Origin of the sequence: Pseudomonas sp. TWI628, assembly GCF_039673865.1 — a bacterium.
GTDB lineage: Bacteria > Pseudomonadota > Gammaproteobacteria > Pseudomonadales > Pseudomonadaceae > Aquipseudomonas.
Genome location: NZ_JBDJMM010000031.1, coordinates 16,460 through 31,002, shown reverse-complemented (window position 1 = coordinate 31,002; position 14,543 = coordinate 16,460). Strand labels below are relative to the sequence as shown.

The 14,543-nt window shown below is 63.7% G+C and carries 15 protein-coding genes; 3 read left to right on the top strand and 12 right to left on the bottom strand.

Going from position 1 to position 14,543, the window contains the following annotated elements:
- Positions 1-69: 69 nt before the first annotated feature.
- From ABE528_RS21995 to ABE528_RS21980, 4 genes are all read right to left on the bottom strand, one after another.
- Complete coding sequence (locus ABE528_RS21995; RefSeq protein WP_152956407.1) at positions 70-630, bottom strand: phage baseplate assembly protein V; 561 nt, start codon at positions 628-630, stop codon at positions 70-72.
- Positions 627-1,124, bottom strand: coding sequence for a hypothetical protein (locus tag ABE528_RS21990; RefSeq protein WP_152956406.1), 498 nt, complete (start codon positions 1,122-1,124; stop codon positions 627-629). Before ABE528_RS21990 ends, ABE528_RS21995 begins: the two co-directional genes overlap by 4 nt.
- 11 nt (positions 1,125-1,135) lie before the next feature.
- Positions 1,136-1,474, bottom strand: coding sequence for a phage holin family protein (locus tag ABE528_RS21985; protein ID WP_060479503.1), 339 nt, complete (start codon positions 1,472-1,474; stop codon positions 1,136-1,138).
- 475 nt (positions 1,475-1,949) lie between these two features.
- Positions 1,950-2,696, bottom strand: coding sequence for a S24 family peptidase (locus ABE528_RS21980; protein WP_152956405.1), 747 nt, complete (start codon positions 2,694-2,696; stop codon positions 1,950-1,952).
- Between the two features lie 140 nt (positions 2,697-2,836).
- On the opposite strand from ABE528_RS21980, the gene mutS reads away from it, so the two are divergent.
- Together mutS and fdxA are read left to right on the top strand one after the other, a co-directional pair.
- The gene (gene mutS, locus ABE528_RS21975; protein ID WP_346654054.1) at positions 2,837-5,410 is read left to right on the top strand and encodes a DNA mismatch repair protein MutS; all 2,574 of its coding nucleotides are present in this window, start codon (positions 2,837-2,839) and stop codon (positions 5,408-5,410) included.
- Positions 5,411-5,550: 140 nt separating this feature from the next.
- Positions 5,551-5,874: a ferredoxin FdxA gene (gene fdxA / locus ABE528_RS21970; RefSeq protein ID WP_346654053.1), complete on the top strand. Its 324-nt coding sequence runs from the start codon at positions 5,551-5,553 to the stop codon at positions 5,872-5,874.
- A gap of 502 nt (positions 5,875-6,376) precedes the next feature.
- Here the strand turns inward: fdxA and rpoS are convergent.
- The 8 genes from rpoS to ABE528_RS21930 form a co-directional block, all read right to left on the bottom strand.
- The gene (gene rpoS / locus ABE528_RS21965) at positions 6,377-7,384 is read right to left on the bottom strand and encodes an RNA polymerase sigma factor RpoS (protein ID WP_016392283.1); all 1,008 of its coding nucleotides are present in this window, start codon (positions 7,382-7,384) and stop codon (positions 6,377-6,379) included.
- Between the two features lie 109 nt (positions 7,385-7,493).
- Positions 7,494-8,357, bottom strand: coding sequence for a peptidoglycan DD-metalloendopeptidase family protein (locus ABE528_RS21960; RefSeq protein ID WP_346654052.1), 864 nt, complete (start codon positions 8,355-8,357; stop codon positions 7,494-7,496).
- A 160-nt stretch (positions 8,358-8,517) separates the two neighbouring features.
- Positions 8,518-9,156 (bottom strand): protein-L-isoaspartate(D-aspartate) O-methyltransferase, encoded by a 639-nt coding sequence (locus tag ABE528_RS21955; RefSeq protein ID WP_178120103.1) that lies wholly within the window; start codon positions 9,154-9,156, stop codon positions 8,518-8,520.
- Positions 9,157-9,197: 41 nt separating this feature from the next.
- Positions 9,198-9,947 carry a 5'/3'-nucleotidase SurE gene (gene surE, locus ABE528_RS21950; protein ID WP_346654051.1) on the bottom strand — a complete coding sequence of 250 codons (750 nt, stop codon included), beginning with the start codon at positions 9,945-9,947 and terminating at the stop codon, positions 9,198-9,200.
- Entirely contained in the window at positions 9,935-10,993 is a 1,059-nt protein-coding gene (gene truD / locus ABE528_RS21945) for a tRNA pseudouridine(13) synthase TruD (protein ID WP_346654050.1), read from the bottom strand. The genes surE and truD overlap by 13 nt, the downstream gene beginning before the upstream one ends.
- On the bottom strand, positions 10,990-11,463 hold the full coding sequence (gene ispF, locus ABE528_RS21940; RefSeq protein WP_152957238.1) for a 2-C-methyl-D-erythritol 2,4-cyclodiphosphate synthase: 474 nt from the start codon (positions 11,461-11,463) through the stop codon (positions 10,990-10,992). The genes truD and ispF overlap by 4 nt, the downstream gene beginning before the upstream one ends.
- Positions 11,464-11,539: 76 nt before the next feature.
- On the bottom strand, positions 11,540-12,394 hold the full coding sequence (fghA, locus tag ABE528_RS21935) for an S-formylglutathione hydrolase (protein ID WP_152957237.1): 855 nt from the start codon (positions 12,392-12,394) through the stop codon (positions 11,540-11,542).
- 8 nt (positions 12,395-12,402) lie between these two features.
- Positions 12,403-13,515 (bottom strand): S-(hydroxymethyl)glutathione dehydrogenase/class III alcohol dehydrogenase, encoded by a 1,113-nt coding sequence (locus ABE528_RS21930; protein ID WP_103445319.1) that lies wholly within the window; start codon positions 13,513-13,515, stop codon positions 12,403-12,405.
- Between the two features lie 108 nt (positions 13,516-13,623).
- On the opposite strand from ABE528_RS21930, the gene ABE528_RS21925 reads away from it, so the two are divergent.
- Positions 13,624-14,520, top strand: a complete 897-nt coding sequence (locus ABE528_RS21925; protein WP_152957236.1) for a LysR substrate-binding domain-containing protein — start codon at positions 13,624-13,626, stop codon at positions 14,518-14,520.
- The last annotated feature ends 23 nt before the right edge of the window (positions 14,521-14,543 follow it).

The window sequence follows — 14,543 nt, the reverse complement described above, 5'->3', positions numbered from 1 at the left end:
GCACCGCCCTGTTCATGGGTATGCATGGCATTCTCCTGATATGAAAAAGCCCGCATGCGCGGGCTTGATTCAATGTTTGTGGTTGGCCGTGTTGCCGGCGGTGTCGATGATCCGCCCACCGCCGTTGATGTCGCCGCTGACCTGCAGCGGGCCGTCGACCGTGACCTTGCCAGTGAGGTTGATCGCCACCGCCTGCAGGCTGATCGCAGCCTCGCTGACCTGCACGGTGCTGGCGCCGACCTTGATGGTCGCGCTGCCACCAGGCAGCTGGATGTCGTAGTGGCTGGCCTGCCAGTCATAGCTGAGCGAACCGCCATCGGCAAAACGCCAGACCTCGGCATGCTCGCGGGCGTCCGGCGCACTGCCGGCATTGCCATACAGGCCGGGCAGGAACGTGCCTTGGGCCGGCTCGCCGCTGGGGCTGAACAGCACGCCCTGCTCGCCCAGGCTGGGGGCTCGCCAGTGCCGCGCCTGGCCGGCTGCCTGGGCGTGCCAGCGCAGCCAGGCGCTGGTCCAGCCGCTGCCATCGGACACCCGCACCCGGGCGGCGACAAGGTCCACCGCCACCACCCGGCAGGGGATGACCAGGCACGCCAGCATGCGGTCATGCATGGCGCTGACGTAGCTCATGACAGGTCCTCGGGGGCGATGTACTGCGCCTCGTTACCCAAACCGATATCGGGCGCAAAACCCAACACCAGGCTACCGGGTGGCTGGTCCGGCCAGTTCCAGCGCGCCTCGCCAAGCAGCACCGGCTGGTCCCAGCGCACGGTCCAGGCGCTGCCCTCGAACTGCGCCTGCACGTTGCGGCTGGCCTCGACGAAGTCCAGTGCCCAATGCTGCTGGCGCAGCAGGTCCATCAGTTGTGCGGCGAGCAGGCTGCCCTGCAGCCGCGCTTCGGGGTTGGCGCTGTCGGCGGTGATGTCCGCCTCGAAGGTGGCGATCAACACCGAACGACCATCGCGCGGTGCGGCATCCGCCGTCATTTGCACGATGCCGTGGCGCAGCGCCGGTCGTTCAGGGGCATTTCCTACAGCGGTATAAGCATCGACCGATGCCAGTTCCGGCATCGCCTCACGAATGGTTGCGGTCACGGCCGCATGCAAAGTGGCCAGTTCGCTCATGCATATTCTCCTTATCGCTCGTCGGCCTGCGTGCTGTCGCGCAAGCCCAGGCGCCGGATCGCCCAGCGTTCGTACAGGCGCATGGCGACATCGGCGCCACCAACCGCAGTCATGCAGCCAAATGCACTGGCCGCCCAGATCGACAGGCCACCGGCATACAGCAGCATCACCGTCGACACGCCGCAGACCATGCAGGCCCCGGAGCGCAGCGCCAGCCGTCGCAGCAGCGACCAGCCCGTGGCACCGGCCTTGTCAGCCCGCCACATCTCGCCGCTCAGGCCGCCCAGCAATGCCAGGACGATTACCAGCCAGAGCGGCATTTCCAGCAACGCTTGTTGCTCGTTCGTCACGGTCCTGTCTCCTGTGTAATGCCTGTTGGCGAGGGCCAACAGACGGGTTATGGATGCTCATCTTCAAAAGCCTCGGCATTCCAAAAAGCCCGGCTCGCCAGGCTCTTCAGTAATGCGTTGTTGAACCGCCGGCCACGACTGGTGACGCCGCGCGGTTGCGCTACAAATTGGTGACTCCGACCGCGGCCGCCTGCCCGCCGGATAACTGTTCGTGGTGCTTTACGCTGCACACCCGGGCCAGTTGCCAACCCTCTGGACAGTTGAGGCCTGTCCATCGCTGCCTGTGTAACAACCGGTTTCCGTCCGGCTTGAGACACAGGCTATGCATTCATGCATATGCAGTCAATGCATTTCTTCAAATTTCTATGCATCTATTTTTGCTGATATGCATGCAGGCCATGCGCTGCCTGCCTTGTAGGGATTTTCTGCAGGCGAAAAAAAACCCGCCGAAGCGGGTTTCTTTGGGAGGGGGTGGTCAGCGAGCGTACATGCCCCACCAGAACACATGGCCGAGCAGGCTGATCTGCTCGTCCTGCATCTGCTGGAAGCTGTAGTCCTCGTCGGGGTGTTCATCGCGGTTGAAACTGCGCAGGCGGATGCCGGTAGGCAGGCGATAGACCTGCTTCACCCGCAGTTGGCCGTTATGGTTGATGGCGTAGAGGTCACCATCGATGATGTCGCCAATCGTGCATTTGCCGGTGTTCACCCCCACCGTCGCACCATCACGCAGCACCGGCAGCATGCTGTTGCCACGCACGGTCACACACTTGGCCTGGTCGAACTGCACGCCATTGTGGCGCAGGCTGCGCTTGCCGAAACGCAGCCGCGCACGCTCGCTCTCTTCGATGACGAATCTTCCTGATCCTGCTGCCAATTCGACCTCGCGTAGGAAAGGTACCGACACCTCGTCATCCTCGATGGGGGTTTCATCGTCCCACAGGCTGATGTCGCTGAGGTCCGCATGGCCGTGGGCCGGCAGCGCGGCTTCGCGCGACTCGCCGAGCTCGGCGCGCCCGCGCAACTGCTCGGTGCTCACACCGAAGTAGTCGGCGATCTTCGACACGTGCTTATCGGAAGGGTCGACGATCTTGCCGCCGAGAATCCGCGACAGGGTGGATTGAGGGACGCCCGTGCGCCGGTACAGCTCCGTCGGGGACAGGCCGTGGCGGTCAAGCAGTTCTCTGAGTACGGTAGCTACGTTGCGTTTTTGCATAGCGTGCATAATGCAGGCATGCGCCGGCAAATGCAATGCACCTGGCTGCGCGCGCATGCCCCATGGCCCGCGCCTGCATCTGGTTGAAAAAGCCTGTACCATTGCCGGTTTCACAATCGCCAACCAGATCACCCGCTGTAAGGCCCTGAATGTCTGATCTTTCCGCACACACACCAATGATGCAGCAGTACTGGAAGCTGAAAAACCAGCACCCGGACCAGCTGATGTTCTACCGCATGGGCGACTTCTACGAGATCTTCTACGAAGATGCGAAGAAAGCCGCGAAACTGCTGGACATCACCCTGACCGCGCGCGGTCAGTCGGCCGGCCAGTCGATCCCCATGTGCGGCATTCCATTCCATTCGCTGGAGGGCTACCTGGCCAAGCTGGTCAAGCTTGGCGAGTCGGTGGTGATCTGCGAGCAGATCGGCGACCCGGCCACCAGCAAGGGCCCGGTGGAACGCCAGGTGGTGCGCATCATCACCCCCGGCACGGTCAGTGACGAGGCTCTGCTCGACGAGCGCCGCGACAACCTGATCGCCGCCCTGCTCGGCGACGAACGCCTGTTCGGCCTGGCGGTGCTGGACATCACCAGCGGCAACTTCAGCGTGCAGGAGATCAAAGGCTGGGAAAACCTGCTGGCCGAACTCGAGCGCCTGAACCCGGTAGAGCTGCTGATCCCCGACGACTGGCCGCGCGACCTGCCCGCCGAGAAGCGCCCGGGTGCCCGGCGCCGCGCGCCGTGGGACTTCGACCGCGATTCGGCACGCAAGGCCCTGTGCCAGCAGTTCGCGACCAAGGACCTCAAGGGCTTTGGCTGTGACAAGCTGACCCTGGCCATCGGCGCTGCCGGCTGCCTGCTGACCTACGCCAAGGAAACCCAGCGCACGGCCCTGCCGCACCTGCGCAGCCTGCGCCACGAACGCCTGGACGACACGGTGATCCTCGACGGCGCCAGCCGCCGTAACCTGGAACTGGACGTCAACCTGGCCGGTGGCCGTGACAACACCCTGCAATCGGTGATCGACCGCTGCCAGACGGCCATGGCCAGCCGCCTGCTGACCCGCTGGCTGAACCGCCCGCTGCGCGACCTCAAGGTGCTGCAGGCACGCCAGGACTCGATCCGCTGCCTGCTTGACGGCTACCGCTTCGAAAAGCTGCAGCCGCAACTCAAGGAAATCGGCGATATCGAGCGCATCCTCGCCCGTATCGGCCTGCGCAATGCGCGCCCGCGTGACCTGGCGCGCCTGCGCGATGCCCTCGGTGCCCTGCCCGAGCTGCAGAACGCCATGAGCGAGCTGGAAGCACCGCACCTGGCACGCCTGGCCGCCATTACCGGTACCTACCCGGAGCTGGCCAGCCTGCTGGAGCGCGCAATCATCGACAACCCGCCAGCGGTCATCCGCGACGGCGGCGTGCTCAAGGCCGGCTACGACAGCGAGCTGGACGAGCTGCTGGCGATCAGCGAGAACGCCGGCCAGTTCCTCATCGACCTCGAAACCCGCGAGAAGGCCCGCACCGGCCTGGCCAACCTCAAGGTCGGCTACAACCGTGTGCACGGCTACTTCATCGAGCTGCCGACCAAGCAGGCCGAGCAGGCGCCGGGCGACTACATCCGCCGCCAGACCCTCAAGGGCGCCGAGCGTTTCATCACGCCCGAGCTCAAGGCCTTCGAGGACAAGGCGCTGTCGGCCAAGAGCCGCGCCCTGGCGCGCGAGAAGATGCTCTACGACGCGCTGCTGGAAACCCTGATCAGCCACCTGGCTCCGCTGCAGGACAGCGCCGCCGCGCTGGCCGAGATCGACGTGCTGAGCAACCTCGCCGAGCGTGCGCTGACCCTCGACCTGAACTGCCCGCGCTTCACCGACGAGCCGTGCCTGCGCATCGAGCAGGGCCGCCACCCGGTAGTCGAGCAGGTGCTGACCACGCCGTTCGTGGCCAACGACCTGGGCCTGGACAACAACACGCGCATGCTGATCATCACCGGCCCGAACATGGGCGGTAAGTCCACCTACATGCGCCAGACCGCCCTGATCGTGCTGATGGCGCACATCGGCAGCTTCGTCCCGGCCGCCAGCTGCGAGCTGTCGCTGGTCGACCGCATCTTCACCCGTATCGGCTCCAGCGACGACCTGGCCGGCGGGCGTTCGACCTTCATGGTCGAGATGAGCGAAACCGCCAATATCCTGCACAACGCCACCGACCGCAGCCTGGTGCTGATGGACGAAGTCGGCCGCGGCACCAGTACCTTCGACGGCCTGTCGCTGGCCTGGGCCGCTGCCGAGCGCCTGGCCCAGCTGCGTGCCTACACTTTGTTCGCCACCCACTACTTCGAGCTGACCGTGCTGCCGGAGAGTGAACCGCTGGTGGCCAACGTGCACCTGAACGCTACCGAGCACAACGAACGTATCGTCTTCCTGCACCACGTGCTGCCTGGCCCGGCCAGCCAGAGCTACGGCCTGGCCGTGGCGCAGCTGGCGGGCGTGCCGGCGCCAGTGATCCTGCGCGCACGCGAGCACCTGGGCCGCCTGGAAACCACCAGCCTGCCCCATGAAGCACCGGTAACGAAAAAGGCCAAGGACGAGCCGCAAGTCCCGCACCAGAGCGACCTGTTCGCCAGCCTGCCACACCCGGCCATCGAGAAGCTGGGCAAGCTGGACCTGGATGACATGACCCCGCGTCAAGCTATCGAAATGCTATATCAACTAAAGAACCTGTTATAACGGCGCCCACTACAAGCTGGTAGAATCCGCCGCGGTTTGCTGGTGCTGCAGGTTATTAGCCTGGCCTGCAGCCACATGCCCGTAAACCGCGCGGCCCCGAGAGGAAGGGCCGCCGCCGTCGCCTGAGGAGAGAACTAGAAATGACCTTCGTCGTCACCGACAACTGCATCAAATGCAAATACACCGACTGCGTGGAAGTCTGTCCGGTGGACTGCTTCTACGAAGGCCCGAACTTCCTGGTGATTCACCCGGACGAGTGCATCGACTGTGCACTGTGCGAGCCTGAGTGCCCGGCCCAGGCGATCTTCTCGGAAGACGAGGTCCCCGCAGGCATGGAAAACTTCATCGAGCTCAACGCCGAGCTGGCAGAAGTCTGGCCAAACATCACCGAGCGTAAGGACCCCCTGCCCGACGCTGAAGAGTGGGACGGCAAGACCGGCAAGATCGCCGACCTGGAGCGCTAAGCGCCCGGACACGAAAAAGGCCCGCAACGGGCCTTTTTTCATTTTCTGCGGGCAAAAAAAAGGGGCGGTTTGACCCGCCCACATTTTTTCCGTAGTCCCTGCTTGTCCCAAACATCGTCCTGATGAAATCGCTTCTTGCGACGTCCTTGGCTTTCTCCCTGAAAGCCTGTGCATGTCCGTGTGCACAGTTCGAATACTAGCGAGTTCCTTGAGGCAGGCAACTGCGAGATCTCTCGGGATGTTACTGGGGACACATTTCCACACAGCCAAAAAATATCTATATTTCAGTTGGTTAGGAAAAAACCAGATCTGAAAGCGACGTTGATTTACTGGTAGTTACACAGATGGCTTACAAAAAGAGTAAGCAAAGGCTTACACGCCATGCATCAGGGGTAGCGCCGTACACATTGCTCAGCCCCGGATTGCTAACCGCCTTACCCAGAAAGCACAAACAAAAACGCCCCGAGGTCATCGGGGCGCTTCAGACAGCGTAAAGCCTGGCTTACTGGAACAGCGACTCACTGGAAAGCCCGTTCTTCTCGAGGATCTCGCGCAGGCGCTTGAGCCCCTCCACCTGGATCTGCCGCACCCGTTCGCGGGTCAGGCCGATTTCCAGGCCAACGTCTTCCAGGGTGCTGCTCTCATGCCCACGCAGGCCGAAGCGGCGTACCACAACCTCCCGCTGCTTGTCGGTCAGCTCACCCAGCCACTGATCGATGCTCTGCGACAGGTCATCGTCCTGCAGCAGTTCGCACGGATCGGTCGGGCGGTCGTCGGTCAGGGTGTCGAGCAGGGTCTTGTCAGAGTCCGGGCCGAGCGACACGTCCACCGAAGACACGCGCTCGTTCAGGCCCAGCATGCGCTTGACCTCGGCGACAGGTTTCTCCAGCAGGGTGGCGATTTCTTCAGGCGAAGGCTCGTGATCGAGCTTCTGGGTCAGTTCCCGCGCGGCACGCAGGTAGACGTTGAGCTCCTTGACCACGTGAATCGGCAGGCGAATCGTGCGGGTCTGGTTCATGATCGCCCGCTCGATGGTCTGGCGGATCCACCAGGTCGCGTAGGTCGAGAAGCGGAAACCGCGCTCCGGGTCGAACTTCTCCACCGCACGGATCAACCCCAGGTTGCCCTCCTCGATCAGGTCGAGCAGTGACAGGCCACGGTTGACGTAACGACGGGCGATTTTCACCACCAGGCGCAGGTTGCTTTCGATCATGCGTTTGCGGCCGGCAGGATCACCCTTTTGCGACAGGCGCGCAAAGTGAACTTCCTCTTCCGGCGAAAGCAGAGGCGAGAACCCGATCTCGTTGAGATACAGCTGGGTGGCATCGAGCGCCCGACTGTAATCGATGTACTTGTGTTGCTTGAGCGAAGAGCCCGACTTCGCCCTGGTCCGAACCGAAGGTACAGCAGGTTCGTCTGACACCACATCCGTTTCCAAAACGATGCCCGTCTCCATGAGGAGGACGTCATCGTCGATGTCAAACTCCGGCGCTTCTTTACTGAGAGCCATTGTTATAGTCCTTTGCTGAGTTCGAACTCAGACTCTTGCGGCGCCTGTCTCCCTGGCAGCGCAGGAGCCTGTCCCCTCTACATCCAAGGAACAGGCCGGGGTACAACGATCAACGGCGTGGCAGGAACTGGAGCGGATCGACGGGTTTGCCCTGGCGGCGAATCTCGAAATGCAGCTTCACCCGATCTGTGCCCGTGGACCCCATTTCAGCAATCGACTGCCCTGCCTTGACCTGCTGCCCCTCCCGAACCAACAGCCTGCGGTTGTGACCGTAGGCACTGACGTAGGTGTCGCTGTGCTTGATGATGATCAGCTCGCCGTAGCCCCTCAAACCACTCCCGGCGTAGACCACCGTACCATCAGACGCAGCAAAAACAGGCTGTCCCAAATCACCGGCGATATCAATGCCTTTATTCAAACTACCGTTTGAAGCAAATTTTCCAATCAGCACGCCATTGGCCGGCCATGTCCAGTTCCCCACCGCACGCTCTGCGGCGGGCACCGTGGTAACGACCGGAGCAGGCGTGGCGGGGGTTGTTGGCGTCGACTTTCCGCCGTTTTCAGAAGGGCTGATAGGTGTTCCGGCAGGGCGACGAATGACCGTTGTCCTGCTCGATGAGGACGGGCTGGAGACCACGGTGCTGCTACCGCTGGAGCCGCTGCTGAAACGGATAGCCTGGCCCGGGCGGATGGTGTACGGCGCAGCAATGCCGTTACGCGCAGCCAGCTCCTTGTAGTCCCAACCATAGCGGAAGGCGATGGAGAACAGCGTATCGCCAGGCTTGACGATGTACTGCCCCGAAGTCACTGCCGGTCGCTTGGGCGCAGCCGTGTTTCGATCGACCACGCGCGCACCGCTGGAGCTCGTGCTGGTGCTGGAGCAACCTGTCAGCAAGGTGCCCATGGTCAGTGCAATCAGCAGAAGCTTGAAAGCCGACCGATCCTTGCGCTGCCGAATGACTGTGTGCCCCACCCGCGCTCCCCTCATGGTGCCGAAAATCGATAAGTCGATAAGAAATGCAATATTGTTGCAATTATAACCAAGCCACGCGGCATTGGCAGGGCCCAGGCCCCGCCAGATAGACAGGGCCGCGCCGCAAGAATTCGTTGCTGCTGCAAATATTCCTGGCGGTTCAGGCCAGCGGGCCGTTGAGCAGCGGCACGAAACGCACCGCGCCCAGTACGCGACGGGAGAAACCGTGCTCTTCGCGCACGATCAGCATCAGCTGCTGCACCTCACCCGCCTGGCCTACCGGAATCACCATGCGCCCTCCCGGTGCCAGCTGATCGAGCAGCGCCTGCGGCACTTCCGCTGCCACCGCGGTGACGATGATGCCATTGTAGGGCGCCAGCGCCTGCCAGCCATCACAGCCGTCGCCCCAGCGGAACACCACATTGCGCAGGTTGAGCTCGACCAGGCGCTCCTTGGCCCGATCCTGCAGCACCTTGATCCGCTCCACCGAGAATACCCGCTCGACCAGCTGCGCCAGGATCGCGGTCTGGTAGCCGGAACCGGTGCCGATCTCCAGCACCTTGTCCAACGGCCCGGCTTCCAGCAACAGTTCGCTCATGTGCGCCACCATGAACGGTTGGGAGATGGTCTGGTTGTGCCCGATCGGCAGCGCCGTGTCTTCGTATGCCCGGTGCGCCAGCGCCTCGTCGACGAACAGGTGGCGCGGTGTACGGCGAATCACGTCGAGCACCTTGGGGTTCGTCACGCCTTCCTCGTAGAGGCGCTGGATCAGCCGCTCGCGGGTGCGCTGCGAGGTCATGCCGATACCGCCACGGCGCTGCAGATCGTCCTGTTCACGCATCAGAGCAGGCCCTCCAGCCAGCCGTCGAGCTGTTCAAAGGCATCGTTGAACGTGCGGTCCAGCTGCAACGGGGTAATCGATACGTAGCCTTGCATGACGGCATGGAAATCGGTGCCCGGCCCGCCATCCTCGGCATCCCCGGCCACGGCGATCCAGTAGCCTTCCTTGCCGCGTGGGTTGACCACCTTGGTCGGCGCCGCCGCCCGCGCCCGATGACCGAGGCGGGTCAGCTGGATGCCCCGGATGTGCTCCAGCGGCAGGTTGGGGATATTGACGTTGAGCACGGTGCGCGGCGGCAGCTGCAGGCGCGGCAGCGCTTCGACCAGGCGCCGGGCGATGTGGGCAGCCGTCGGCAGGTTGTCGGGCTGGCGCGACAACAGCGAGAACGCCAGCGAGGTGCCGCCCAGGAAGCGGCCCTCCAGCGCGGCGGCCACCGTGCCGGAATAGATCACGTCATCACCCAGGTTGGCCCCCAGGTTGATGCCCGAAACCACCAGATCCACCGCCTCCGGCAACAGCCCATTGAGCCCCAGGTGCACGCAGTCGGTCGGCGTGCCGTTGAGGCTGATGAAGCCGTTGGCCAGGGTCTGCGGGTGCAGCGGCCGGTCCAGCGTCAGCGAACTGCCGGCGCCGCTCTTGTCTTGATCCGGGGCGATCACCACACACTCGGCATAATCCGCCAGCGCACCGTGGAGCGCGGCGAGGCCAGGTGCCGTAACACCGTCATCATTCGAAATCAGAATACGCATGGGCTGTCCGTCTGCCCTGCCGGCACCAGATCGACGAGTTCGCGCACCACCACGGTGGCGAAGCATCCGGCCGGAAGGACGAATTCCAGTTGCAGGATATCAGGCTCGGGATAATGCCACGTCAGGCCGCCAATAGGGAGCCGCAGGATGCGCCGTTCGTGACTCATGCCCGCATACGCGAGCCATTGGCAAAGTGCCGGGTGCCGCTCGCTGATCGCCGTCTCCAGCTCGGAGGTCGCGCCAGCCGCAGGCGAAGGGCCTTCACCCCACATAGGGCCAGTGGGATGCAGGTCAAGAATCCCTAGCCGAGGGTCGGAACATTCCTGCTCACCCGCCGGAAAGAAACTACGGCTATCGGTGAACGCCAACAGATCCCCGACCTGGGCGCGCTGCCAGCTGCCATCGGCGACACGCGCCGCCAGCACCTGGTTGAACACATAGCTGCGCGCCGCCGAAAGCAGGCGCGAACGCACGTTGCGCTGCTCCGGCAGGGCCTTGCGCGATGCCCAGTCCCGGGCATCGTGGACGTTGCCACCGCCGTGGCCGAAACGCTGGCTGCCGAAGTAGTTCGGCACGCCCTGCTGCTTGAGCTGCTCCAGGCGTGCGTCGAGGACCTGGCGCTCAGCTGCCAGGGCGGTCAGGCGCAGCGTGAAGCCGTTTGCCGAGTGGGCACCGCGCTGCAACTTGCGCTGGTGACGCACTTGCTTGAGCACACGCAGGGTGTCGTCTTCGGCACGCGACAGGTCCGGGTCGGCCTTGCCCGGCAGGTGCAGGCTGAACCATTGGCGGGTCAGGGCCTGGCGGTCCTTGAGGCCGGCATAGCTGATGGCGCGCACCGGTACGCCGGCGGCACGGGCCAGGCGTCGGGCGGCTTCTTCGGTGTTGAGGTCTCGCTTCTCGACCCACAGCCACAGGTGCTCGCCCTGGCCGGACAGCGGAATGTCCAGCACCTCGTCGACCTGGAAGTCTTCGGCCACGGCCTTGAGCACTGCGCTCCCCAACGATTCACCCGACGCGCGCGGGCCCAGCAGGTCCAGTTCGGTCATGCTGGCAGCAGCAGGGCGACCGCATGCACGGCAATGCCCTCCTCGCGGCCGGTGAAGCCGAGCTTCTCGGTGGTGGTGGCCTTGACATTGACCTGGTCGAGTTCGACCTGCAGGTCTTCGGCAATGAGTTGGCGCATGGTTTCGATATGCGGGGCCATTTTCGGTGCCTGGGCAACGATGGTGGTGTCGACGTTGCCGACCTGCCAGCCCTTGGCCTTGACGATAGCGACCACATGACGCAGCAGCACGCGGCTGTCGGCGCCCTTGAACTGCGGGTCGGTATCGGGGAAGTGCTTGCCGATGTCGCCCAGAGCCGCAGCGCCGAGCAAGGCATCGCTCAGGGCGTGCAGCAGCACGTCACCGTCGGAATGGGCCAGGAGGCCGTATTTGTGGGGAATACGCACCCCACCCAGGGTAATGAAATCACCGTCGCAGAAACGGTGCACATCGTAGCCGTGGCCAATACGCATAGAAAAACGCCCTGATTGAGTCAGGGCGTGATTCTACCTGCTTTGCAGGTGGTTGGGCGGCTTTTGGACCGGGCTGTTACACCCGCCCCAACGCCATCGCATGATGGCGCAGGTGCTCATCGATGAAGCTGGCGATGAAATAGTAGCTGTGGTCATAGCCAGGCTGCAGGCGCAGGGTCAGCGCATGCCCCCCTTTGCGGGCGGCCTGCTCAAGCGCTTCAGGCTTGAGCTGCTTCTCGAGGAAGTCATCACGGTCGCCCTGGTCCACCAGCAATGGCGGGCACTCGCCTGCAGGCGTTTCCGCCAGCAGCACACTGGCATCCCACTCTCGCCAGCGCGCACGGTCTTCACCCAGGTAGCGGCTGAAGGCCTTCTCGCCCCACGGGCAATCCATCGGGTTGCTGATAGGCGAGAACGCCGACACCGAGCGATAGCGCCCCGGGTTGCGCAAGGCGCACACCAGCGCGCCATGGCCCCCCATGGAGTGGCCACTGATGCTGCGCTGGCCAGAGGCCGGGAAGTGCGCCTCGATCAGTGCTGGCAGCTCCTGCACCACATAGTCGTGCATGCGGTAATGCTGCGCCCAAGGCTGCTGGGTGGCATTGAGGTAGAACCCAGCGCCGAGGCCGAAGTCCCAGGCGCCGTCAGGGTCGCCTGGCACCTGCTCGCCACGCGGGCTGGTGTCGGGGGCGACGATGATCAGCCCGAGCTCGGCGGCCAGGCGCTGGGCGCCGGCCTTCTGCATGAAGTTTTCGTCGGTGCAGGTGAGGCCGCTGAGCCAGTACAGCACCGGCAGCTTCTCGCCCTGCTCGGCCTGCGGTGGCAGGTAGACGGCGAACACCATGTCGCAGCCCAGCACCCTGGAGTGATGCCGGTAACGCTTGTGCCAGCCGCCGAAGCTCTTCTGGCAGGAGATGTTATCCAGGCTCATGGCTGACCTCAGAAGTGGATCACGCTGCGGATGCTCTTGCCTTCATGCATCAGGTCGAAGGCCTTGTTGATGTCTTCCAGGCCCATGGTGTGGGTGATGAAAGTATCCAGCGGGATCTCGCCCTTCTCGGCCATGTCCACGTAGCTTGGCAGCTCGCTGCGGCCGCGTACGCCGCCGAATGCCGAACCGCGCCAGACACGGCCGGTTACCAGCTGGAACGGACGGGTGGCGATTTCCTGGCCAGCACCGGCCACACCGATGATCACCGACTCGCCCCAGCCCTTGTGGCAGCATTCCAGGGCCGCGCGCATCAGTTGCACGTTACCGATGCACTCGAAGGAGAAGTCCACGCCACCGTCGGTGAGGTCGACGATCACTTCCTGGATCGGGCGGTCGTAGTCTTTCGGGTTGATGCAGTCGGTAGCGCCCAACTGACGGGCGATCTCGAACTTGGCCGGGTTGATGTCGATGGCGATGATGCGCGAGGCCTTGGCCTTGACTGCACCGATTACAGCCGACAGGCCGATGCCGCCGAGGCCGAAGATGGCCACGGTGTCACCTGGCTTGACCTTGGCGGTGTTGAGCACCGCGCCGATACCGGTGGTGACACCGCAACCGAGCAGGCAGACCTTCTCCAGCGGCGCTTCCTTCTGGATCTTGGCCACGGAAATTTCCGGCAGCACGGTGTACTCGGAGAAGGTCGAGGTGCCCATGTAGTGGAACAGCTGCTGGCCCTTGTACGAGAAGCGGGTGGTGCCGTCCGGCATCAGGCCCTTGCCCTGGGTGGCACGGATGGCCTGGCACAGGTTGGTCTTGCCCGAGAGGCAGAACTTGCACTTGCCGCATTCGGGGGTATACAGCGGGATCACGTGATCGCCCACCGCCACCGAGGTCACGCCCTCGCCAATCGCTTCGACGATCGCACCGCCTTCATGGCCGAGGATCGACGGGAAGATACCTTCCGGGTCGGCGCCGGACAGGGTGTAGGCGTCGGTGTGGCAGACACCGCTGGCGACCACGCGCAGCAGCACTTCGCCGGCCTTGGGCATGGCTACGTCGACTTCGACGATTTCCAGGGGTTTCTTGGCCTCGAAGGCAACGGCAGCACGGGACTTGATCATCACAGGGTCTCCAGACAGAGGATCGGTTCAGTCCAGCAGTGTAATCCAGGCGCTTTTGATGAATAATCCAGGCAAAGCCAAAACATTATTGCCATACAGGGATAATTGATGAGCAGCCGCTGGGAAGGCATCGACGAATTCGTCGCCGTGGCCGAGTCTGGCCAGTTCACGGCGGCAGCCGAGCGCCTGGGCGTGTCGTCGTCGCACATCAGCCGGCAGATCGCCCGCCTGGAAGAACGCCTGCAGACCCGTTTGCTGTACCGCAGTACCCGCCGGGTGGCCTTGAGTGAAGCCGGGCAAACCTTTCTGCAGCATTGCCAGCGCCTGCAGGACGGCCGCGAGGAAGCGCTGCGCGCCATGGGCGACCTGGCCAGCGAACCCAAGGGCCTGCTGCGCATGACCTGCGCGGTGGCCTATGGGGAGCGCTTCATCGTGCCGCTGGTAACGCGTTTCATGGCGCTGTATCCGCAACTGCGGGTCGAAGTGGAACTGAGCAACCGCACCCTCGACCTGCTGCACGAAGGCATGGACCTGGCGATCCGCCTGGGCCGCTTGGCAGACTCACGGCTGGTAGCCACGCGCCTTGCGCCGCGGCGCATGTACCTGTGCGCGTCGCCGGCGTACCTGGAGCGGTACGGGCGGCCGCACAGCCTGTCGGAACTGGCCCGGCACAATTGCCTGATCGGCAGCTCCGACCTCTGGGCCTTGCAGCAGGATGGCCGCGAGATCAGCCAACGGGTACAGGGCAACTGGCGTTGCAACAGTGGCCAGGCGGTACTGGATGCGGCGCTGCTGGGGATGGGGTTATGCCAGTTGCCGGACTATTACGTGCTCGAGCATCTGAACAGTGGGGCGCTGGTATCACTGCTGGAGGGGCATCAGCCGCCGAATACGGCGGTGTGGGCGCTGTATCCGCAGCAGCGGCATCTGTCGCCGAAGGTCAGGCGACTGGTGGATTATCTGAAGGAAGGGCTGGCGGGATTGCCGGAGTATCGGGTGACCTGACATGACGCTGGGACCGCACAGCG

Coding starts and splice junctions, on each gene's coding strand:
- ABE528_RS21995 (WP_152956407.1), bottom strand. CDS start 630: ATGAGCTACGTCAGCGCCATGCATGACCGCATGCTGGCGTGCCTGGTC.
- ABE528_RS21990 (WP_152956406.1), bottom strand. CDS start 1,124: ATGAGCGAACTGGCCACTTTGCATGCGGCCGTGACCGCAACCATTCGT.
- ABE528_RS21980 (WP_152956405.1), bottom strand. CDS start 2,696: ATGCACGCTATGCAAAAACGCAACGTAGCTACCGTACTCAGAGAACTG.
- mutS (WP_346654054.1), top strand. CDS start 2,837: ATGTCTGATCTTTCCGCACACACACCAATGATGCAGCAGTACTGGAAG.
- fdxA (WP_346654053.1), top strand. CDS start 5,551: ATGACCTTCGTCGTCACCGACAACTGCATCAAATGCAAATACACCGAC.
- rpoS (WP_016392283.1), bottom strand. CDS start 7,384: ATGGCTCTCAGTAAAGAAGCGCCGGAGTTTGACATCGACGATGACGTC.
- ABE528_RS21955 (WP_178120103.1), bottom strand. CDS start 9,156: ATGACCTCGCAGCGCACCCGCGAGCGGCTGATCCAGCGCCTCTACGAG.
- surE (WP_346654051.1), bottom strand. CDS start 9,947: ATGCGTATTCTGATTTCGAATGATGACGGTGTTACGGCACCTGGCCTC.
- truD (WP_346654050.1), bottom strand. CDS start 10,993: ATGACCGAACTGGACCTGCTGGGCCCGCGCGCGTCGGGTGAATCGTTG.
- ispF (WP_152957238.1), bottom strand. CDS start 11,463: ATGCGTATTGGCCACGGCTACGATGTGCACCGTTTCTGCGACGGTGAT.
- fghA (WP_152957237.1), bottom strand. CDS start 12,394: ATGAGCCTGGATAACATCTCCTGCCAGAAGAGCTTCGGCGGCTGGCAC.
- ABE528_RS21930 (WP_103445319.1), bottom strand. CDS start 13,515: ATGATCAAGTCCCGTGCTGCCGTTGCCTTCGAGGCCAAGAAACCCCTG.
- ABE528_RS21925 (WP_152957236.1), top strand. CDS start 13,624: ATGAGCAGCCGCTGGGAAGGCATCGACGAATTCGTCGCCGTGGCCGAG.